Source organism: Haloarcula salinisoli (assembly GCF_019599405.1).
Lineage (GTDB): Archaea > Halobacteriota > Halobacteria > Halobacteriales > Haloarculaceae > Haloarcula > Haloarcula salinisoli.
The window spans coordinates 386,909-405,693 of record NZ_RKLQ01000001.1 but is presented as its reverse complement, the minus strand read 5'-3'; the positions used below and the strand labels follow the sequence as shown (position 1 = coordinate 405,693).

23 protein-coding genes are annotated in these 18,785 nt (G+C 66.6%); 12 read left to right on the top strand and 11 right to left on the bottom strand.

Annotated elements, in window-relative coordinates; all coding sequences use genetic code 11:
• Positions 1-46: 46 nt before the first annotated feature.
• Genes proS through EGD98_RS02085 form a run of 4 tightly spaced genes read right to left on the bottom strand, consistent with a single transcriptional unit; the run spans position 47 to position 3,288 of the window.
• Positions 47-1,501: a proline--tRNA ligase gene (proS, locus tag EGD98_RS02100; protein ID WP_220586695.1), complete on the bottom strand. Its 1,455-nt coding sequence runs from the start codon at positions 1,499-1,501 to the stop codon at positions 47-49.
• A gap of 46 nt (positions 1,502-1,547) precedes the next feature.
• Positions 1,548-2,036, bottom strand: a complete 489-nt coding sequence (locus tag EGD98_RS02095; protein ID WP_220586694.1) for a metal-dependent hydrolase — start codon at positions 2,034-2,036, stop codon at positions 1,548-1,550.
• Positions 2,033-2,512, bottom strand: coding sequence for an OB-like fold-containing membrane protein (locus tag EGD98_RS02090; RefSeq protein ID WP_220586693.1), 480 nt, complete (start codon positions 2,510-2,512; stop codon positions 2,033-2,035). The genes EGD98_RS02095 and EGD98_RS02090 overlap by 4 nt, the downstream gene beginning before the upstream one ends.
• Before the next feature lie 50 nt (positions 2,513-2,562).
• Entirely contained in the window at positions 2,563-3,288 is a 726-nt protein-coding gene (locus EGD98_RS02085; RefSeq protein ID WP_220586692.1) for a hypothetical protein, read from the bottom strand.
• A 78-nt stretch (positions 3,289-3,366) separates the two neighbouring features.
• On the opposite strand from EGD98_RS02085, the gene EGD98_RS02080 reads away from it, so the two are divergent.
• From EGD98_RS02080 to EGD98_RS02070, 3 genes are all read left to right on the top strand, one after another.
• Positions 3,367-3,702, top strand: a complete 336-nt coding sequence (locus EGD98_RS02080) for a DUF7471 family protein (RefSeq protein WP_220586691.1) — start codon at positions 3,367-3,369, stop codon at positions 3,700-3,702.
• Positions 3,699-4,211: a winged helix-turn-helix transcriptional regulator gene (locus tag EGD98_RS02075; RefSeq protein WP_220586690.1), complete on the top strand. Its 513-nt coding sequence runs from the start codon at positions 3,699-3,701 to the stop codon at positions 4,209-4,211. The genes EGD98_RS02080 and EGD98_RS02075 overlap by 4 nt, the downstream gene beginning before the upstream one ends.
• 62 nt (positions 4,212-4,273) lie before the next feature.
• Positions 4,274-5,545 (top strand): DUF7405 family protein, encoded by a 1,272-nt coding sequence (locus tag EGD98_RS02070; RefSeq protein WP_220586689.1) that lies wholly within the window; start codon positions 4,274-4,276, stop codon positions 5,543-5,545.
• A gap of 65 nt (positions 5,546-5,610) precedes the next feature.
• Here EGD98_RS02070 and EGD98_RS02065 read toward each other — a convergent pair whose 3' ends face one another.
• The gene (locus tag EGD98_RS02065) at positions 5,611-5,883 is read right to left on the bottom strand and encodes a HalOD1 output domain-containing protein (RefSeq protein WP_220586688.1); all 273 of its coding nucleotides are present in this window, start codon (positions 5,881-5,883) and stop codon (positions 5,611-5,613) included.
• A 220-nt stretch (positions 5,884-6,103) separates the two neighbouring features.
• Here EGD98_RS02065 and EGD98_RS02060 point away from each other — a divergent pair, with 220 nt between their 5' ends.
• Positions 6,104-7,150 (top strand): DUF7350 domain-containing protein, encoded by a 1,047-nt coding sequence (locus tag EGD98_RS02060; RefSeq protein WP_220586687.1) that lies wholly within the window; start codon positions 6,104-6,106, stop codon positions 7,148-7,150.
• Here EGD98_RS02060 and EGD98_RS02055 read toward each other — a convergent pair.
• Positions 7,139-7,624, bottom strand: a complete 486-nt coding sequence (locus tag EGD98_RS02055; protein ID WP_220586686.1) for a DUF7984 family protein — start codon at positions 7,622-7,624, stop codon at positions 7,139-7,141. The genes EGD98_RS02060 and EGD98_RS02055 overlap by 12 nt on opposite strands.
• A 304-nt stretch (positions 7,625-7,928) precedes the next feature.
• On the opposite strand from EGD98_RS02055, the gene EGD98_RS02050 reads away from it, so the two are divergent.
• Positions 7,929-9,833: a beta-CASP ribonuclease aCPSF1 gene (locus EGD98_RS02050; RefSeq protein ID WP_220586685.1), complete on the top strand. Its 1,905-nt coding sequence runs from the start codon at positions 7,929-7,931 to the stop codon at positions 9,831-9,833.
• 7 nt (positions 9,834-9,840) lie between these two features.
• Here the strand turns inward: EGD98_RS02050 and EGD98_RS02045 are convergent, their stop codons facing one another.
• Positions 9,841-10,092: a hypothetical protein gene (locus EGD98_RS02045; RefSeq protein WP_220586684.1), complete on the bottom strand. Its 252-nt coding sequence runs from the start codon at positions 10,090-10,092 to the stop codon at positions 9,841-9,843.
• Positions 10,093-10,679: 587 nt separating this feature from the next.
• Here EGD98_RS02045 and EGD98_RS02040 point away from each other — a divergent pair.
• From EGD98_RS02040 to EGD98_RS02025, 4 genes are all read left to right on the top strand, one after another.
• Positions 10,680-11,021 carry a hypothetical protein gene (locus EGD98_RS02040; RefSeq protein ID WP_220586683.1) on the top strand — a complete coding sequence of 114 codons (342 nt, stop codon included), beginning with the start codon at positions 10,680-10,682 and terminating at the stop codon, positions 11,019-11,021.
• Positions 11,018-11,182: a hypothetical protein gene (locus EGD98_RS02035; RefSeq protein WP_220586682.1), complete on the top strand. Its 165-nt coding sequence runs from the start codon at positions 11,018-11,020 to the stop codon at positions 11,180-11,182. Before EGD98_RS02040 ends, EGD98_RS02035 begins: the two co-directional genes overlap by 4 nt.
• Entirely contained in the window at positions 11,137-11,424 is a 288-nt protein-coding gene (locus EGD98_RS02030) for a hypothetical protein (RefSeq protein ID WP_220586681.1), read from the top strand. Before EGD98_RS02035 ends, EGD98_RS02030 begins: the two co-directional genes overlap by 46 nt.
• A gap of 72 nt (positions 11,425-11,496) precedes the next feature.
• Positions 11,497-12,528, top strand: a complete 1,032-nt coding sequence (locus EGD98_RS02025) for an aldo/keto reductase (RefSeq protein WP_220586680.1) — start codon at positions 11,497-11,499, stop codon at positions 12,526-12,528.
• Position 12,529: 1 nt separating this feature from the next.
• Here the strand turns inward: EGD98_RS02025 and EGD98_RS02020 are convergent, their stop codons facing one another.
• From EGD98_RS02020 to EGD98_RS02010, 3 genes are read right to left on the bottom strand one after another with little or no spacing between them, the layout of a single operon-like run.
• Positions 12,530-13,354 carry an endonuclease III domain-containing protein gene (locus EGD98_RS02020; RefSeq protein WP_220586679.1) on the bottom strand — a complete coding sequence of 275 codons (825 nt, stop codon included), beginning with the start codon at positions 13,352-13,354 and terminating at the stop codon, positions 12,530-12,532.
• A gap of 32 nt (positions 13,355-13,386) precedes the next feature.
• A complete protein-coding gene (locus EGD98_RS02015; RefSeq protein ID WP_220586678.1) occupies positions 13,387-13,809 on the bottom strand; it encodes a DUF371 domain-containing protein in 423 nt (140 codons plus the stop codon).
• A 39-nt stretch (positions 13,810-13,848) separates the two neighbouring features.
• Complete coding sequence (locus EGD98_RS02010) at positions 13,849-14,016, bottom strand: hypothetical protein (protein ID WP_220586677.1); 168 nt, start codon at positions 14,014-14,016, stop codon at positions 13,849-13,851.
• Positions 14,017-14,159: 143 nt separating this feature from the next.
• Here EGD98_RS02010 and EGD98_RS02005 point away from each other — a divergent pair, with 143 nt between their 5' ends.
• From EGD98_RS02005 to EGD98_RS01995, 3 genes are all read left to right on the top strand, one after another.
• On the top strand, positions 14,160-15,995 hold the full coding sequence (locus EGD98_RS02005; protein WP_220586676.1) for a glycoside hydrolase family 2 protein: 1,836 nt from the start codon (positions 14,160-14,162) through the stop codon (positions 15,993-15,995).
• A 246-nt stretch (positions 15,996-16,241) separates the two neighbouring features.
• Positions 16,242-17,132 carry a coiled-coil protein gene (locus tag EGD98_RS02000; RefSeq protein ID WP_220586675.1) on the top strand — a complete coding sequence of 297 codons (891 nt, stop codon included), beginning with the start codon at positions 16,242-16,244 and terminating at the stop codon, positions 17,130-17,132.
• Positions 17,133-17,172: 40 nt separating this feature from the next.
• Positions 17,173-17,874 carry a LysE family translocator gene (locus EGD98_RS01995; protein ID WP_220586674.1) on the top strand — a complete coding sequence of 234 codons (702 nt, stop codon included), beginning with the start codon at positions 17,173-17,175 and terminating at the stop codon, positions 17,872-17,874.
• 84 nt (positions 17,875-17,958) lie between these two features.
• On the opposite strand, the gene EGD98_RS01990 is transcribed toward EGD98_RS01995, so the two are convergent.
• A complete protein-coding gene (locus EGD98_RS01990) occupies positions 17,959-18,675 on the bottom strand; it encodes an HD domain-containing protein (protein WP_220586673.1) in 717 nt (238 codons plus the stop codon).
• Positions 18,676-18,785 lie beyond the last annotated feature (110 nt).

Below are 18,785 nucleotides of genomic sequence, written 5' to 3'. Positions count from 1 at the left end.
TACGTTCGGATTCGGTCGAACGCCTCGCGACGCTCGGCGTCTGCTGTCAGTAGCTCTTCGCGAAGTACGCCGTCTCTTCTGCGTCGTCACCGCAGATAGCACACTCGTCGTGGACCGGCTCCTCGTCGCGGTCCAGCGGGACCATCACGATTTCGGCGGCGATGGCGTCCTTGATAGGGTCTTCGCAGTCCTCGTCGCCACACCAGCCACACTTGACGTAGCCGCCGTGCTGGCCGATGGTGCCCAGAATCTCCTCTCGGGAGTCGGCCTCGCGAATCTCCCCTTCGAGGGTCTCCTCGGCGCTGGCGTACAGTTTGGCGTGGACGGTGTCGAGATGCTCGGAGGCGGTGTCGCCGATACCCTCGCGGGAGACGGTCTCGGTCTCGCCGTCGGGGCGGTGGACCAGCGTCGCCTCGTCGTCCTCGACCTCGTGGGGACCGACCTCGACACGCAGGGGAACGCCGTTGAGCTCGTGTTCGTTGTACTTGAATCCGGGGTTGCGGTGGTCGCGGTCGTCGAGTTCGACCCGCACGCCCGCGTCCTCCAGGTCGACGGCGAGGTCGGCGGCGTACTCCTGGACCTCGTCTTTGGTGTCTTCCTGCCAGATGGGGACGATGACGACCTGGGTCGGCGCGACGGCAGGCGGCAGGACGAGCCCCTGGTCGTCGGAGTGGGTCATGATGAGCGCACCCATCGCGCGCCAGGACAGACCCCACGAGGTCGTGTGGGCGACGTTGTCCTCCTCGTTCTCGTCGGCGTAGGTGATGTCGAAGGCCTCGGCGAATGAGGTGCCCAGATAGTGGGAGGTCCCGCCCTGGACGGACTTCCCGTCGGGCATCAGCGCCTCGACTGTCGTGGTCGTGTGGGCGCCGGGGAACTTGTCGTGCTCGGGCTTGCGCCCCTCCATCACCGGCATCGCCATGACTTCCTCGTAGAGGCGCTTGTACTGTTCGAGACGGGTCATCGTCTCGTCCCACGCACCGTCCTCGTCGGTGTGGGCCGTATGGCCCTCCTGCCAGAGGAACTCCTTGGTGCGGAAGAACGGCTTCGTCTCGGTGGCCTCCCAGCGCACGACCGAACACCACTGGTTCAGCCGCAGCGGGAGGTCACGGTGCGAGCGCGTCCAGTCGGCCATGAAGGGTGCGATGATGGACTCGCTCGTCGGTCGCACGGCGAGCCGTTCCTCCAGTTCCTCGTGGCCGCCGTGGGTGACCCACGCGACCTCCGGGTCGAACCCTTCCACGATGTCTTTCTCCCGTTCGAGGAAGCTCTCGGGGATGAACATCGGGAAGTAGCTGTTCTGGACGCCGGTCTCTTTGAACCAGCCGTCCAGGTGGTTCTGGATGCGCTCCCAGACCGCGTAGCCGCGCGGTTTCGTGACGATAAAGCCGCCCATGGGGGCGTAGTCCGCGAGGCCGGCCTTCTGGACGACCTCGGCGTACCACTCGCCGGGTGAATGCTCCTTGCTCTCCGTGATACCGAGTTCCTGCTCGCCACTCATTGTCGGAGGGTGGCCCAGGGCGCTAATAAACTCCCCGAAGGGCACGCTAGAAGGTGGGCCGGTAGCGTCGGTCGAGCGCCCACACGACCGCGGCGACAGCGAGCGCCACCGCAGCCGGCCACATGTCCGAACTGAGGTAGAGCCCGGCCGACGGCAACTGGGCCCATGTGAACGGATATAGATAGGGTGGCGAAACCCCGCCGGCGCGGATGACAAAGTAGTCGAGCGTGATGTGGACGACGGTGCCACCGACAAGCGATGCAAAAACGGGCCGCCGTTCCGACCGCGTCACCGCGAGCGCGACGACACCACTTGCGAGCAGTGCGGCCCCGAGCGTCTGGAGGGCGAGCCAGCCGACCTCAACTCCCCAAACCGTCGACCGGACCGAACCGACGAGGAGGGACACCTTCGCCATGTCCGGGAGGACGGCGCCGGCGATGGCGAACGGGACGTGTCGGCGGGAAAGCGGCGTGACCCACACCGCAACCGTGGCGAACACGTAGCCGGCGAGCGCGTGTGTCAGCAGGTCGGTCACTGGGAGTCACCACCGGTCGAGTCCGTCTCGGTCCCGCGTGGCACCAGCGCCAGCTCCTGGACATCGAGTCGCCACCGTGCGAGGACGAACAGCCCACTCGCGAGCAGTGCGAGCACGGAGACGCCGTACAGATATCGCCGGTTCGTCGCGTCGATGACGGAGATACTGTTAGCTTCGAGCCGATGGCCGGGCCGGGCCGTCCCGGCGACCGCCACCGTGTCGCCGACGTCCAGCGAGGCCGGGACCGGCGTCGCTTCGACAGTCCAGTGACCGGCGGTAAACCGCCCGTCACCAACGGCTGTTACGGTGAGCCACAGGACCACCCGCTCGCCGTGGTACGCCGAGGGGGACTCCTCGACGTCGGGCTGTGCGGGGTAGGCGGTGTTCGCGTCGGCGCTGGCTGCGTAGTCGACAGTCAGCGCGCCCATCGCGGTAACCAGCAAGAGAGCGACCAGTAGCCGCCGGAGTACGCTCATCGTGCGGGAGTCACGGAGCCGGGAGAAACCGTTTTCGATACCGGTGACGGTCACGCCCCGATGGTGGTCAGGGACGCGATGGAGTCGGCGACCCGACGGTCCATCCCGGCGCCGGTGAAGGTCGGCGTCGGCGTCGCCCGGACCGCGTAGAACGCACCGTCCTCGCCCCTGGTGAAGTCGACGGCGACGGCGCGGGCGTCGAACCGGTCGAGCAGTTCCCGAACGGACGCCGCCAGCGACACGTCGACGTCCGTCCGCTGGAGCACGGCGTCGTCGTCGGCCAGCTCGGTCCGTACTTCGACGGCCCGCATGTGCGTCTCGCGGCCGTCGTCGACCGCGTAGTAGCGGTGGTCGACCGGTTCGATACCCACCCGCTCGACGTAGAAGGGGGCCGACGCGTCGAGGGTGGCCGGTCCCTCCCAGGCGTACTGCCGGCCGGGCGCGTAGCCGTCCGCGGGGCCGTCGAACCTGACCTCGGGGACACGACTGCCGACGGCGTCGAGCGCCGAAAGCGTGACCAGTCGGGCCGATAGCGCCACCGTCGCACCGAACCCGTTCCACGTCTGGACGCCGTTCGCGTCGGCATAGCGCAGCGCAGCGAGTGCGGTCGGGTGCCGTTCACCGGCCACGAGCGCCGACAGCGCGTCGACATCGGACGGGGTGACCGGATCAGTCGGGCGGTGGAGCGCCACCTCGAACCCACGGGCGGCCAGCCGCTCGGCGACCGGGCCCAACAGCGGGTGGTCCGGGTCGCAGACGAACCCGATGCTGTCCATACCCATCGCTCGAAGGGCGGCCGTAAAAAACTCCCCACGAACCGAACGACTCAGGTGGTTTCGACCCCTAGCCCGACCATGAATTGGCCAGGTCACGTCGGCGGCCACTGGGGCGCCGTTCACGTCGACTTCACCGTCGTGCTCGCGGCCTCGGCGCTGGCCACGGCGGTGCTCTGTCTGGCGGGCCTGACAGCCTACCGCCGCCGGGGGTCGCGTGCCTATCTGCTGGTCGCGCTGGCACTCGCCGGGCTGGTCGCACAGCCGGTGCTTGGCGGACTGGCGATGGTCGGCGCCGTCAGTCCCGCGGCCCACCACACGCTGGAACACGCCGCCGACGCCCTCATCGTCCTGCTGGTGCTGGGCGCGGTGTACGACGCCCGCGCGACCGACGAGCGCCGAGAGGTGGGGCGATGAGCGAGACACGAGCGCGCATCCGCCGGGAAATCGAGCGCGAACCAGGCATCCACTTCCGGGCGCTGACACGCGGACTGGAGCTGGCGACGGGGCAGGTCCAGTACCATCTGGGCCGCCTGGAGGACGTTCGCGTCGAGCGGGTCAACGGCCGGACCCACTACTACCCGCCGGGGTACGACGCGTGGGAGCGGACATCGCTTGCGTTGCTCCGCCGGGAGACGGCCCGGGACATCGTCGCGACGCTTTACGACGCTGGCGAGCCCCGACCAGACGCCGTCGCCGACCGGGTCGGTATCGCCCGGAGCACGCTGGAACACCACCTCGACGGGCTGGTGGCGAGCGATGTCGTCCGGAAGCAACGCGACGGGAACCGGGTGACGCTCTCGCTGTCGCGTCCCGAGGCGACGGTGGCGCTGCTCGGGACGGTCGAGCCGAGCCTCGCCGAGCGGCTGACCGACCGTTTCGAGCGGCTGGTCGACGGGCTGCTGGAGTCGTCGGAGCGAGACTAGCGAGGCGGCGTTCGCCCGGCGTACCAGAAACGAATAGTGCAGTGAGTCCCTAGCCCGGGCCGATGAGTGACCGTGGTATCTCCAGACGCAATTTCGCCAAGAGCGCCGTCGCCATCGGCGGTGCGTCCGCACTCGCGGCCTGTCTCGACCGGTTCGGGTCGCCCGACGTTCCCTCGGGGACCGACCCGGCGAGCCTGCCGGCCCGACAGCACGCCTGGGATGGGGGGTTACCCACGGACGATGCCGGGAATCACCGACTGGGGCGCCACCACATCCTGCTCTTGCTCGACTACGCGCGCGACGGGGCGCCCACCAGCGGTGACCGACAGCAGGTCACCGACGCCCTGCAGTCCCTGGAGCGGGCCTACGCCTGGCAGGCCGACGGGCTCCAGTTCACGCTCGGCTATAGCCCAGCCTATTTCGACCGCTTCGAGGCCGCACCGACCGGCGTCGACCTGCCCGAGCCGTCGGCGCTGGCCCCCTTCGAGGACCCCGAGTTCGACACGCCCGACGCCATCCTCCACCTCGCGAGCGACCACGAGCAGGTCGTGCTGGCCGCCGAAGAGGCGCTGAAGGGCAACCAGGAGTCAGTCAACGACCAGGAGATGGCGGGGTCGTTTTCCGGGGTCTTCTCAGTGGCCGATCGGCGCACCGGCTTCGTCGGGGCCGGTCTCCCAGCGGAGAACCAGGACGTCGACGGGATTCCGGACTCCGAGCCGGTGCCCGAGGACGCCCCCCTGTTCATGGGGTTCAAGTCCGGCTTCAAGGAGAACCAGGCGAGCGAGGACCGCGTCACCGTCGAGTCGGGGCCCTTCGCCGACGGGACGACCCAGCACCTCTCGCAAATCCGGCTGCAGCTCCAGCAGTGGTACGAGCAGGACTCCCGGGACCAGCGCGTCTCGAAGATGTTCTGTCCGGCCCACGCCGAGGAGGAGAAAGTCGAGGGCGTCGGCGAGAACCTCGGCACCGACAGCGGCGTCGGCGACTGTGCGGACGACGTGGTCGAGAACAGCCGGCGTGCGGGCGTCGCCGGGCACGCGGAGAAGGCCGCCCGCGCTCGCGACGGGAACGACACCCCCATCATCCTGCGGCGGGACTTCGACTCGACCGACGGCGGCGAGGCGCGGGTCCACTTTCTCTCTCTGCAGCGCTCTATCGCCGATTTCGTCGCCACGAAGTCGATGACGAACGGCACCGACGTGGCCGACGAGTCCGCGGTCGGCCAGCGCGTCAACAACGGCATCCTCCAGTACATGCGCGTCGAGCGCCGCGGGAACTATCTCCTGCCGCCCCGTGACCTTCGGGCGCTGCCGCCGGCAGACCCCGCCCAGTAGGAACTGGTGGTGTGACTGAAGCGATTCCGGCGTTCAGCAGGCGCGGGTACCGCGAGTCAGCTCGCTCAGTTGGATGGGACACGCGTCGCCGTCGCCGGCTCGACGACGATTCGCTCGCTGTTCTCGATGGTCACGTGTGAGTCACTGAATTCGAACGAGACGGCACAGCCACGGTCGCCGCTCGCGCCGGGGCCGGTCGCAAAGAGCGCGTCCAGCGCGTCAGTGTCGACGACGCGATAGAGTGGCGCCAGAGTGGTGGGCTCGCAGTTCTCGAAGGAACTCACCGCCTCGACTACCGCGACAGTCATCGACGTGTCTGGATTCCTCGTGTGTTCCATTACTACTCTCACCCCCCTCAGTACCGATAAACAATCCGGTTGCGGTCGATGTATTCTATTTCTGACTGTTTTTTCACGATGACGGGCGGGTAACTCGTCAGGCGGTTGTTGTTACTAACGGGCTGGTGTCCAGCCCTGCCGGCGAGCGAATCCAAACAGCCGACAGAGCGTTCGCCAGCCGTACCAGAACCGTCTTTGAGCGAGAACCGTAAGCAGCGGTATGGACCGCCGTCGTTTCCTCGCATCCGCTGGCCTGGCAGGGGCATCGATACTCGCTGGCTGTGGCTCGGTCGAGAACCAGTCGACCCGGTCGCCACCGCTTGTCGAGAACCGTCCCGACGCGACCTACTACCCGACTCACTCCGAGGGGATGGAGATGATAGGGCACAAGCAGGCCGGCGACTACATGGTCGGGCTGACCTACTCCTACCCCCACCGCTTCTGGACGGTGACCGGCACGAACGCCGAGCAGGTCACCATCCGGGACGCCGACAGCGTCCACCTGATGGCGTCGGTGTGGGACCCCGAGACCATGACGGTCCTCCCCATCGAATCCGGCGTCTCGATCACCATCGACGCCGACGGCGAGACCGTCGCGGACAAACAGCCCTGGCCCATGGTCTCCCAGAACATGGGCTTTCACTACGGCGACAACTACCAGCTAGACGGCGAGGGCGTCTACGAGATAACCGTCCGGGTCGACGGGATGACCGAACGTCGACTTGGCGGGTTCGCCGACAGGTTCGGTGACGCAGGCGAGATGACCACCAACTTCGAGTTCTCCCGGGACGCACGCGACGCCATCTCCTACGACGAGTACCCCGACCAGCAGGGCAGCCGTGCCGCGCTCGACCTCATGAGCATGGAGATGATGCCCACCTCGCAGGTCCCCGCGCCCGAGGACCTCCCCGGCGAACTGCTGGGCACAGCGAAGGGCAGCGACGAGGTGTACGCGGCGACGTGGGTCTCGGAGGCCGACGTTCTAGAGTCGGGCCAGTCCTATCTGGCCGTCTCGGTCCGGACGCCGTACAACCGGGTGCCGCTACCGATGATGAGCCTCGACGGTACCGTCGAAATCGACGGCGAGAGCGTCTACGACGACGCCCTCTCGCCGACCGTCGACCCAGCCGTTGGCTACCACTACGGTGCCGTGGTCGAGGCGACCGGTGACCCGTCGGTCACTGTCGAGACCATCGGCCCCCCACAGGTCTCCCGTCACGAGGGGTACGAGACGGCGTTCCTCGACACCCCGACCCTATCGTTCTAGGGAGAACGGACTCGGCCCCTCCGTCCAGGGCCACCCCGGCAACCGGGTCTGGATACCCGCCGCCAGCGCCGCGTCGAGGTCGTCCGCACCGGCCCTCTCGTCGGCGTCGCCGTGGGTGCGCACGTCCGCGACGTGGAAGGTCGCCTCCGCGAGCAGGCGCAGGGGCTGGTCGCCGGCGAGCATCGCGGCCAGTTCCCGACCCAGCAGTTCGTCGACGACGAAACCCGGATAGTCGTCCTCGACGTCGAGGTCACGCAGGAGTCCGACCAGTGCCGCGACGTTCACCGCTCGGTCGCCGTCCTCGAAGACCGCATCGACCGCGCCGTGGTAGGCTGCCGTGTCGATACTGGCCACGTCGACGCCGAACTGCTCGCCCAGATGTGCTCGGGTCTCGTTGACGAGCGGGACGACCACGTCGGCCCGCCCGCAGACCCACTCGTACTCCTCGGCCACCACGGCTGGTGTCACGCGCATGGGTCGTCGTCGTGGGCCGCGACCTTTGGTGTGCCGACCGCACATCTCATGGACGACGCCCTACGAAAGGAGGTGTTTACCTTCAGCCGGGGCTTTCTGGCTGTTCGCAGTCCCGTTTCCCTACCTGAACGCGACCACGAGAAGTGCGAAGTCTTTAATAATTCGAGTGTGGAAACTACTGTCACGTTCGGTTTTCCGGGCAGTACCGTCGGTGAAACGCCCGACGGACACCTCTGGCGGTAGCTTCGGTCCGGGCCGACCCGCGACGGCGGCGGCCGAAACAGGCCCCCGTCGATTCTACACTATGAGCACGGTAGACAAGCAACTCGAAGAAGTCCGCGAAACGATAGACGAAGAGGTTCCCAGACAGATTACCGTCACCGACGTGACCTACGAGGGGCCGGAGCTGGTTATCTACACCCGCGACCCCAGAGAGTTCGCCACCGACGGCGACCTGGTTCGCCGGCTGGCCTCCAAGCTGCGAAAGCGCATCACCGTCCGACCGGACCCGGACGTCCTCACGCACCCGGACGAGGCCGAATCGGAGATTCGCGAGCTGGTTCCCGACGACGCCGCGGTCAGCGACATCCAGTTTCTCGCCGACACGGGCGAGGTCGTCATCCGCGCGAAGAAACCGGGGCAGGTCATCGGCCGGCGCGGCGAGACGCTGCGGGAGATAACCAAAACGACGGGCTGGACGCCCGAAGTGGAGCGGACGCCGGCCATCGACTCGCCGACCGTCAAAAACGTCCGGACCTTCCTGACACAGGAACGGGACGACCGCCGCGACATCCTGGAACGTGTCGGCCGCCAGATTCACCGCGACCCGATGTCCAGCGAGGAGTGGGTCCGCGTGACCACGCTGGGCGGGTGCAAGGAGGTCGGTCGCGCGGCCTACATCATCTCGACGGCCGACACCCGAATCCTCGTCGACTGTGGCGACAAGCCCGGCGAGCGGACCGAGCAGCCGTATCTGGATATCCCCGAAGCCATCGGGTCGGGCGCGACCTCGCTCGACGCCGTGGTGCTGACCCACGCCCATCTCGACCACGCCGCGCTGGTCCCCCTGCTGTACGAGAACGGCTACGACGGCCCTATCTACTGTACCGAACCCACCCGGGACCTGCTCGGGCTCATGACGCTCGGTTACATCGACTCGGCAGCGATGACGGGCCAGCAGCGACCGTACGGCACCGAGATGGTCCGCGAGGCAGTCAAACACTGCATCCCGCTGGAGTACGGCGACGTGACCGACATCGCCCCGGACGTGAAGCTGACGCTGCACAACGCCGGTCACGTGCTGGGTAGCTCGGTCGTCCACTTCCACATCGGCGACGGCCTCTACAACGTCGCTTTCTCCGGGGACATCGACTACGACAGCAGCCGCCTGCTCGACGGCGCGGTCAACGAGTTCCCCCGCGTCGAGACGCTCGTCCTGGAGTCGACCTACGGCGGTCGCAACGACTACCAGACCGACCAGGACGACTCCGAGCGCAAGCTCAGAGAGCGGCTCCAGGACGTCGCCGAGACCGACGGGACGCTCCTGATTCCGACCGACGCCGTCGGCCGACCACAGGAGCTGCTGGTGGTCCTCGAGGAGCTCATGGACTCGGGCACAGTGCCGGAGATGCCGGTCTACCTCGACGAGATGATATGGGAGGCCACGGCGGTCCACACCAGCTACCCCGAGTTCCTCCGGAACGACATCGAGAGCCGGCTCCAGTCCGACGACGAGAACCCGTTTTTAGCTGCGCAGTTCACACCCGTCGGGGACGACGAGGAGCGCCGCGAACTGGCCCAGCGTGACGAGGCGAGCGTCGTCCTCTCGACGCCGGGTATGTGTACGCCCGGCCCGGTCCGGACGTGGCTTTCGGCGCTTTCCGACGACCCCGACAACACGCTCGTGTTCGTCGACAAACAGGCCCGCGGGACGCTGGGCAAGCAAATCCAGGGCGGCGCCGACTCGATTACCATCGACGGCGAAACGGTGCCGATAGAAATGCGCGTCGAGACCATCGACGGCTTCTCGGGCCACGCCGACCGGCAGGGCCTGGAGAACTTCGTGAAGACGATGCATCCGCGGCCGGAGAAAGTCCTCTGTGTGGACGGCGACCAGTCGGCGACCCAGGACCTCTCATCGTCGCTGTACCACGACTACAACCTCCGGACGTTCACGCCGGAGAACCTGGAGACCTTCCGGTTCATCTGACCCCGTCCTACTGGGCGGCCGTCGAGAGCGACGTGAGCCGGTCGCTGGGAACGTAGCGCCGACTGCCGTCGGACGGGTCTATCTCCGTGCTGAGCCACCCGTCGTCGACCATCGTCTGCAGTACGTCCCGGACAGTGCGGCCGGAGGGTGGTTCGGACGAACAGGCTGCGACGACCTCGGCGTGGGAGAACGCCTCGCCCCGGCCAGCAAGCTCCAGCGTCGCGGTCCAGATGTGGTCCCGCTTGGTGTGCCGTACCATCCCGATTCAGATGTATCATCTGAACAGATAGGCAAGACCTTATCGGCCGACATTGGGTGACTTTGATAGGTTCCACAGGAACCAGTGGTCGCTGTCGTGTGAAACCCGGTGATGCGGGCGGGGTTCCAGCCGAAAGGCCGCTCCGCCGCGTTTGGAACCCGGTCACATCCCCGACTCTCCAGTCGAAACCAGGTTGGTATCGACCGTCGATAGCGAGCCGGCCGTCCGTTTCCATGCGAAACTCCGCTGTCGAGTGGCACGAATTCTGATATATTCTGGAGACAGAGCATCGGACGTGACGCGACGAGGAGCACTGGCGAGCAGCCGGCGATGTGGCCCAGGGAGCGCGCTTCTTTCAGTTCGCGACGTCGAGGAAACTATGGATGCTGTTCGTTCGTTACACAGATTGTGAACCGAACAGGCGGGGTTGCTTTATGGTGTAGTAGTTCAAGATATCCGAAAGTTATTCTGAAACCAGAACACGTCGATACGTTTTCCGATATCGGCTATCCGAGGGTTCCATCATTTTCAGTCCGGTCAGCACGTTTTTATCAGTCGGTACTAATCCTGATAGTCCAGGGTCGAAGATGATGGATTGCATCTGTTGTGGGCGACCAGCAGGATACAACCGGGCCGTCGTAGACGTGCTGTCGGGCCGTGAACTCGCTGGCTTCTGTCGCAACTGCGAGCTCGACGAGTTCGGGCGAACGCTGGAGCGGTTCACCGGGACCGGGTCACAGTGTACGGTCTGTAACCGGGACGGCCACATCGCGCTGGCCGCCTGGCAGCCGTCGGTCGAACGTAGCGCGTCGAAGCTTGTCTCACGAGTCACGTACGAGGTCACAGACCGGACGCCGACGCTGTGTGACGAACACATCCATCAAATCGCCGACGGGCCACTCGACGCCCCGGGGAGGGCCAGCCGATGACCGAAACCGGTCTCGGCATCCACGACCATCGCATCGTCGCCGCCGCTGTCGAGGACCACTCCGTGACACGCTGGCGCTGTCTCGACTGCGCTCGCGAGTTCGACTGCGTAACCGAATGCCTCTCGAACGACTGCGGGTTGGCATCCCCCTCCAACACGTGACAGACTCCGGCACCGCCCGAATTACGGGCACGTCCGTGTATCCGTACGCCAACGAACTCATCGTCGAACTGACCGGGGTCGACGAGGACGACGATTTCGTGGTGCTATCCTACCAGTTCGACTACAGCGAGGAGACGGCAGCGGTCGAACCGAAAGGCCCGGTCGAGGACGCCCACCGCGAACAGGTCGCGACGGGGCTCAGCGAGGCCGGCTACGACTGGCCGGGCGTCGATTGCGGCTGAGGGCACGCACTCACCCGCCGCCCGGTTTGCAGGCAAGCGAGCGCTTTTTGCCGTCGACCGTCTGCGGTGGCTATGGAGTACACACGACTCGGTTCGACCGGGACGACGGTGTCACAGCTCTGTTACGGGACCTGGCGCTTTGGCCGGGAGACCGGCGGCGTCGTCGAGACCGACAAGGAGCAGGCCCACGAGTTGCTGGACGCGGCGTGGGAGCGCGGCATCAACTTCTTCGACACGGCGAACGTCTACGGGACGCCGAACGGGAAATCGGAGCGCTACATCGGCGAGTGGCTCGAGGAGCGCGACCGCGAGGACGTCGTCATCGCCTCGAAGGTGTACTTCCCCTTCGACGGCTGGGGCGAGCCCGGTCCGAACGACTCCGGGCTGGGTCGCAAGCACATCCGCGCCCAGATCGAGGGGACACTCGACCGCCTCGATACGGACTATCTCGACCTCTACTACATCCACCGCTGGGACGAAGAAAGCGACATCGTCGAGACGCTGCGGACGCTGAACGACCTCGTCCGCGAGGGGAAGGTCCACTATCTCGGCGCGTCGACGATGGCCGCCTGGCAGCTGACGAAGGCCCTGTGGAAGAGCGACGTCGAGGGGCTCGAACGCTTCGAGGTGACCCAGCCACTCTTTCACGCCGGCTACCGCGACGACATCAAGGACTATCTGGACGTCGCCGCCGACCAGGACATGGCGGTCTGTCCGTACTCGCCGCTGGCGGGCGGCTTCCTCACCGGGAAGTACGAGCGCACGGACGACGACGACCCGACCAAGTTCGAGGGGCCCGAGGGCGCCCGGGGCTCGCTGTCGGACCGCTTCGAGGACTTCTATCTCTCCGAGCGGGGCTGGCACGTGCTGGACGAACTGCGCGCCGTCGCCGACGAACTCGACGCGACCCCGCCACAGGTCGCGCTGCGCTGGCTCATCGAGCAGCCCGACATCACCTGTGTGCCCATCGTCGGCGCCCGCACCGTCGACCAACTAGACGAGAACGTCGGGGCGGCCGACATCTCGCTGTCGGACGAACAGTTCAACCGCATCGTCTCGGCGCGCTACGCCGAGGACGGCGAGCGGTGGGGCCACCGGGGCTAAATCACGCCGCGTCCGACGGGTCGACGACCTCCCCACTCGCTGGGTAGACGCCGACCTGGTCACAGCGGTCGGCAAGGGGACAGGCCTCGGGGTCGTCCAGACACGCCGGCTTTCTCGCTTTGCAGTACTCCCGGCCGAACTGTATCATCGCCGTGTGCCCGAAGCCACACTTCTCGGCGGGCACGTCCCGCTCGATGTACTCCCTGACCGTCTCGTGGTCGGCGTCGGGCGGTGCCAGCCCCATCCGCCGGGCGATGCGATGGACGTGCGTGTCGACGGGAAAGACACCGCCACGGCCGCCGGCAAAGAGGAGGACACAGTCGGCGGTTTTGGGACCGACCCCGTTCATTTCCAGCAGTCGGTCCCGGACGGCGTCGGGGTCGTCGTCCCTGACGAAGGCGTCAAAGCCCGCCTCGCCGCCGAACTCCTCGCGAATCTCGTCGGCCAGCGCGACGATTCGCGCCGACTTCTGGTTGTACAGCCCAGCTGGCTGAATCGTCTCGGCCAGCGTCTGCTGGTCCGCGTCGGCGAGCGCGTCGACGAGGTCCGTGTCCACATCACCGGCCCCATCGCCAGGGCCGTATCGCTCCATCAGCGCGTCGTGGGCGGGCTGGCTGGCCGTATCGGAGGTGTTCTGGCTGAGGATAGTCCGCACGAGACACTCGAAGGCGTCCTGACCGCCGTAGGTCTTCGTCCAGTACAGCTCGCCGAGCCGGTCGACGACGGCCTCGGCCCGCGTGCCCGCGGTGGCCGGGTCGAACCGTGCCTCGCTCCCCCCGCCCGACTCGCCGCCGCTGATGTTCTTCGTCGGCTCAGGGTCGGTCATGTGCGAGGAGAGGGACGCGACGGGCAAAACAGTCAGGACTCGACGGAAAGGGTCAGCGTCAGGTCGGCGCCGTCGGCCAGTGCGGCCACGAGGTCGCGGTCGACGTCGCCGGCGGCGGCGTCGGCCCCGACCATCACCGTCCGGTCGTCGACGTAGTCGCTGGTCCGGAGGACGTGGCTGCGGTCGTTCTCGAAGGAGAGGTCCGGATGGCCCGACCCTTCGACGACGACGCGGTGCCCGTCGGCTTCGAGGGTGGCCGTGATGGTCGCGTCGGCGGACTGGCAGGCGGTCACGAACGCGTCGTCGAAGTCGGCGGGGACGGTGTCGGCCTCGATACCCAGGATGCAGTCGCCGGCCGGAGTGAGGAAATCGTCGCTCGTGACTTCGAGCGTGCTCGCGTGTTCGGCTGTGACGTGCTCGTGGCCTTCCGCACTGATGACGACCTCGTGGCTCATACCCGTCGTTTCCGACGGCCGTACTTAGCCGGACGGATATCAGCGAGTCGACTCGGACCGGACGACGGTGACCGTCACCGCGCCACACGCACACTCGTAGGCCGCCCGGCGGCCAGCGTCGGTGTCGAACACCAGCTGTGGCTCGGTCAGTCCCCGCTCGCAGCCGTCGGCGTCGCACGTGTTCTCACCGCAGAGGTCCTGTATCATACGCTTTCCTTGGGACGGGGGCTACCTTAATCCGAGCCGTCCCCGGAGTGAAAGTGAAAGTGACAGCCAACGGCCCGGTGGTCCGGTCGGGGGCCGGCAGGGCGGGGGTAAAGGATATGCCCCCGGGGGACGGGCCACATGATATGTCGCTTTCGTGGCGCGGCGCGGCGGTAGCGCCGGACGACGAGATGCCGTCGCCGGAGACGTGGGAGCCGGTCTCGGTGCCGGGCCGGCCGGCGGCGTTTGCCGGCGCCGACGCCGTCGCCTACGAGACAACTGTCGCGGACCCACGGACGGGCGCGGACGAACACGTGGTACTGGTCCTCAGGGGAGCCTACGCCCACACCCGCGTCTGGTGTAACGGCGACCACGTCGCCGAGTCCGACAGCTACGTCACGCCGCTTCGGGTCCGACTGCCCGAGGCCGAGGAGTACCGCCTCGTAGTCGAGTGTCGGGCCCCCGAGGACCGCTTTGGCGGCCTCCACGACACCGACCAGCTACCCCCCGAGCGGTGCGTCCCCGGTATCTGGTGGGACGCCTCGCTGGAGACGTATCCGGACCCCTACGTGCACGCAATGCGTGGGCGTCCGCGGCTCACCGAGGGCGGGGCCGCCGTCGACGTCGAGGCCGAGGTAGTGACGAAGGAACCGCTAGACGACCGACTCACGTTCTCTATCCGTCCGACCGGCGAGGTCAGGGGCGGCGGCATGATGGACCGGGAACGCGTCGAGACCGATGCCGGGGGCACCACCGTCACCCGCACCATCGACGTGCGCGACCCGTCGCTGTGGTGGCCCCACGACCTCGGGAACCAGCCCCGCTACGTGGTCCGGGCGAAGCTCGGCGACACCGAACACTCGCTGACGACCGGGCTCCGGTCGGTCACATACGACCAGGGCGAGGGCCTCGAATGCAACGGTGAGCGGGTCCGCGCCCGCGGCGTGACGTTGCTGGACCCGACAGTCGAGGACGTCGAACGGGCCGTCGCGGCGAACGCGAACCTCGTACGAGTCCGCGCGCAAGGGGTCCCGCCGGCAGTCGCAGAGGCCTGTGACGAGCACGGCGTCCTCCTCTGGCAGGACCTGCCGCTTACGGGCCCCGGCAGCTTCGACATGGACCGCGGTCGCGAGCTGGCCGAATCGTTCACCGAGCACATCGGCAACCATCCGAGCCTGGCCTGCGTCTCGGTCCACGACGAACCGGTCGAGCCGTACGCCGACGGCCTGGGGTCGACCACGTTAGACCGGCTCCGCTATCGGTTCCGGGCCTGGCGGGCCAGCTACAACGAGGCGCCCGCCGAGGCGGTGGCCGAGCGGGTCGAAGGTGTCCCAACCGTCCCGGTCGTCGGGCCGCCGGGTATCGACCCCGACGCCGTCACGCTCTACCCCGGCTGGCGCTACGGCTCGGTCGAGGACCTGGCGTGGCTCTGTGACCACTACGGTGTCGGCGACGTGGTCGCCGGGTTCGGCGCCGGCTCGCTGGGCACCGACGACCCGACCGACGAGACCGGGTTCGACAACAGTCGCGTCAGCGGTGACGCCGCCGACTCACAGGCGTATCAGGCCCGCATCGTCCAGACCGTCGCCGAGCAGTTACGGCAACGCGAAAGCGACGTCGTCGTCCTCGACAGCCTCCGTGACGTGGCCGACGCCGGGATGGGCGTCCTCGCCGCCGACGGCACCGAGAAACGAGCCTACGCGACGCTCTCGGACAGCTACCAGCCCACGCAGGTGTTCCTCTCTGACCCGACGCCCGGCGAGAGCGACATCGTCGCCTGTCACGACCGCCCGTCGGGGGGGACGGTCACCGTCGAGTGGGACCACAACGGCGAGCGCCAGCAACAAGAGCGCGTCATCGGCGCCTTTGGCCGTGTGACGGTCGGCTCGCTGACACTCGAAGCCGGCGACGAGCTGACGCTGGCCGCCGCCGTCGAGGGGCGAGCTGTCAAAAACGAGTACCGTATCGAGGGCGATAGATGAACGTACTCGAATCCGTGTGAAGCCTTCACGCGCCCGTAGACGGGTGTGTGAGAGGTCGCCACGGTATTCGTTGCACCACAATAGTTAAACCCCGTCCGCCGGTAGTTGTTGGTACCAGAACGCTTTCGCGTTCAGGCAGTATCGCACCGCGCCCAACATGAGAGGGAACCCTTGTTATTGGTGCCAGCCCCTCCATAGCGATATCCCTGCCTGTCCGAGAGCGGTGATGGCATAGAGGTTTCAACAATGGCAGACTCGATAGACGAATCAAAAAACGTTGCAGTAACAGAAGAGGATCTTGAGAACAAATCGAAGGGCGAGCTCATCAAGCTCGCCGGTCAGCTGCGAGACCGGCGAAACGAGCTCAACCAGATGGCCTCCGAGCGGGCCAGCGCCCGTGACGACCTGAACGCGAAGACTCGCGAGAAGGTCGACGAGGCCCAGGAACACCGCGAGAAGCGCGACGAGCTCAACGAGCAGGTCCAGGAGCACAAGGACAAGCGCAACGAGCTCAACGCCGAGGCCAACGAGCTGTTCGACAAGGTCGACAAGGTCAAAAACGACCTCGAGCTCGACGAGGGCAAGTCCGTCGACGAGCTCAAAGAGGAGATTGAAGACCTCGAGTTCAAGCAGCAGACCGAGGTGCTCTCCTCCGAGGACGAGAAAGAGCTCATCGAGAAAATCGAGGACAAGCGCGAGAAGCTCCAGAGCAAGAAGGAGAAACTCGACCAGAGCGGTGACCTCGAGGGGCTCAAGGAGGAGGCCGAAGAGGTCCGTTCCGAGGCCTCGAAGCACCACCAGAAGGTCACGGAGCTGGCCGACGAGGCCCAGAAACACCACAACGAGATGATCGAGGCCTACCGCGAGGCCGACGAAATCCGTGACGACGCCGACGAGAAACACGAGGAGTTCGTCGAGGCCCAGGAAGCGGCCGACCAGCACCACGAGGACTTCGTCCGCGTCCAGAAGCGCCTGCGCGAACTCGACAAGAAAGAGGAGAAAGAAGAGCGCAGCCAGCGCGAGGAGAAACAGGAGGCCGCCCGCGAGGAGGCCGAGGAGATCTACCAGAAGTTCAAGGAAGGCGAGACCCTCGACACCGAGGACCTGATGAAGCTGCAGAAGGCCGGCAAGCTGTAAGTTCCGGCGTCTTTCTCTCTCCGTTTTTCACACCCAGTAGATGCATCCCTGTCCGCTCCTCCAGTCGCTCCCAGCGCCCGCCCTGCTCACGACGATGCTGGGCGGCGTCGTCTTCGGGCTGGCCCTGGCGGCTCCACCCGGCCCGATGAACGCCATCATCGCCGAGGAGAGCGCTGTCCGGGGGTGGCGAGCCGGTTTCACGGCCGGGCTAGGCGCGATGGTCGCGGACCTCTCGTTCTTCCTGCTCGCGCTGGCCGGCGTCGTCACCGTCGTCCAGGACGCCCCGACCGTCCGGCGGGCGATGGTCGCCGGCGGCGGCCTCCTGATGCTCTATTTCGCCTACGGAGCGGTCCAGGATGCCACCGCGCTCTCGTCGGTCGATGCGACCGCTGCCGACGAGAGTCGTGGCTTTCGGAAGGCGTTCGTGCTGGCGCTTTCCAACCCGTATCAGGTGCTGTTCTGGCTGACCGTCGGGGTCGGGCTGCTCGACCCGGGACAGGTCGACGTCCTCGCGCCGCTGCCGGCGGTTGGCCCCGCGCTCACCGGCCTCTTCGTCGTCCGAACCGGCCACCCGGGGCTGCTCGCGGGGCTGTTCGGTGGTGTTCTCATCTGGATAACGGGGTTCCCGGCGACTATCGTCGCCGCCCGGAGTCGCGTCGAGCGCCTCGCGCCAGTCGTCGCGTGGCTGAGTGGGGCACTCCTGGCCGGCTTCGGAGTGGTCTTCCTCTGGCAGGCGGTCTGAGGCTCACACCGGTGGCTGTAACATTTCGGGAGAACTCGGCACCTCCCGGTGCCGATTATCTCCACGTTCTTACAGCCACCAGTATCAGGAATCGCCCATACCGGTCGCCACGTCGTCGAGACTGTCTTCGGCCTCCATCTCGGCGACTTCCATCTCCAGCCACTCCTGGAACCAGCGGGTTCGCTTGAGCCGCTGGTGGACCAGCGACTCGGCGGTGTCACTCTCGACGCGCTCGCTGGCGTCTTCGCCGCGTTCGATGACGCGGTCGACCATCTCGGCGGCGTCCATGTGCGTTCGCGATTCGTATCCCATCCGCAACAGCATCAGCGCCGTCCCGTTGGCCCCGACCTTGTCGAGGATATCCGCCTCGATGAGACACTGCGTCTCCAGGGGGAGATCGGAGAGGTCACCCTGGTAGGAGTGGTCCTCAACGGACCGACACACCTGCTCGACGAACGACTCCGGGTAGTCACCGTGGGTCTTGAGATACTCCCGAGCGATGCGAGCGCCGGCTTCGGCGTGGACGTCCTGTTCGGCCTCCAGTTTCGCGATATCGTGGAACAGGGCCGCCACCCGCGTCACGTCGACGTTTGCGCCCTCCCGCTCGGCGATGGTCGTCGAGATGTCGACGACGTTCAGGATATGGTTGAACCGGTACTCCGCCGAGTGCCAGGGGTACCAGCGCATCCGGCCGCCCTCGTCCTCGTTCTCGACACTGGCAGCCAGGTAGTCGTGGACGAACTCCTGCATCGCGTCGAAGGCCTCGTCCGAGACTGGTGACTCCCTAATCTCGACGCCCACAGCGACACCTCCGGCGATAGGTTCCGGTAATCATCTTACAGACAAGAAGGTTCGTTCGACTCTTTAGCGTTACGACACCCTTAGCGGTCACGAATCCGAACGGATGTACG

Bases quoted from the DNA above. Each gene is read 5' to 3' on its own strand.
- proS (WP_220586695.1), bottom strand. From the start codon at position 1,501: ATGAGTGGCGAGCAGGAACTCGGTATCACGGAGAGCAAGGAGCATTCA.
- EGD98_RS02090 (WP_220586693.1), bottom strand. From the start codon at position 2,512: ATGAGCGTACTCCGGCGGCTACTGGTCGCTCTCTTGCTGGTTACCGCG.
- EGD98_RS02085 (WP_220586692.1), bottom strand. From the start codon at position 3,288: ATGGACAGCATCGGGTTCGTCTGCGACCCGGACCACCCGCTGTTGGGC.
- EGD98_RS02080 (WP_220586691.1), top strand. From the start codon at position 3,367: ATGAATTGGCCAGGTCACGTCGGCGGCCACTGGGGCGCCGTTCACGTC.
- EGD98_RS02075 (WP_220586690.1), top strand. From the start codon at position 3,699: ATGAGCGAGACACGAGCGCGCATCCGCCGGGAAATCGAGCGCGAACCA.
- EGD98_RS02070 (WP_220586689.1), top strand. From the start codon at position 4,274: ATGAGTGACCGTGGTATCTCCAGACGCAATTTCGCCAAGAGCGCCGTC.
- EGD98_RS02065 (WP_220586688.1), bottom strand. From the start codon at position 5,883: ATGGAACACACGAGGAATCCAGACACGTCGATGACTGTCGCGGTAGTC.
- EGD98_RS02060 (WP_220586687.1), top strand. From the start codon at position 6,104: ATGGACCGCCGTCGTTTCCTCGCATCCGCTGGCCTGGCAGGGGCATCG.
- EGD98_RS02055 (WP_220586686.1), bottom strand. From the start codon at position 7,624: ATGCGCGTGACACCAGCCGTGGTGGCCGAGGAGTACGAGTGGGTCTGC.
- EGD98_RS02050 (WP_220586685.1), top strand. From the start codon at position 7,929: ATGAGCACGGTAGACAAGCAACTCGAAGAAGTCCGCGAAACGATAGAC.
- EGD98_RS02045 (WP_220586684.1), bottom strand. From the start codon at position 10,092: ATGGTACGGCACACCAAGCGGGACCACATCTGGACCGCGACGCTGGAG.
- EGD98_RS02040 (WP_220586683.1), top strand. From the start codon at position 10,680: ATGATGGATTGCATCTGTTGTGGGCGACCAGCAGGATACAACCGGGCC.
- EGD98_RS02035 (WP_220586682.1), top strand. From the start codon at position 11,018: ATGACCGAAACCGGTCTCGGCATCCACGACCATCGCATCGTCGCCGCC.
- EGD98_RS02030 (WP_220586681.1), top strand. From the start codon at position 11,137: ATGCCTCTCGAACGACTGCGGGTTGGCATCCCCCTCCAACACGTGACA.
- EGD98_RS02025 (WP_220586680.1), top strand. From the start codon at position 11,497: ATGGAGTACACACGACTCGGTTCGACCGGGACGACGGTGTCACAGCTC.
- EGD98_RS02020 (WP_220586679.1), bottom strand. From the start codon at position 13,354: ATGACCGACCCTGAGCCGACGAAGAACATCAGCGGCGGCGAGTCGGGC.
- EGD98_RS02015 (WP_220586678.1), bottom strand. From the start codon at position 13,809: ATGAGCCACGAGGTCGTCATCAGTGCGGAAGGCCACGAGCACGTCACA.
- EGD98_RS02010 (WP_220586677.1), bottom strand. From the start codon at position 14,016: ATGATACAGGACCTCTGCGGTGAGAACACGTGCGACGCCGACGGCTGC.
- EGD98_RS02005 (WP_220586676.1), top strand. From the start codon at position 14,160: ATGTCGCTTTCGTGGCGCGGCGCGGCGGTAGCGCCGGACGACGAGATG.
- EGD98_RS02000 (WP_220586675.1), top strand. From the start codon at position 16,242: ATGGCAGACTCGATAGACGAATCAAAAAACGTTGCAGTAACAGAAGAG.
- EGD98_RS01995 (WP_220586674.1), top strand. From the start codon at position 17,173: ATGCATCCCTGTCCGCTCCTCCAGTCGCTCCCAGCGCCCGCCCTGCTC.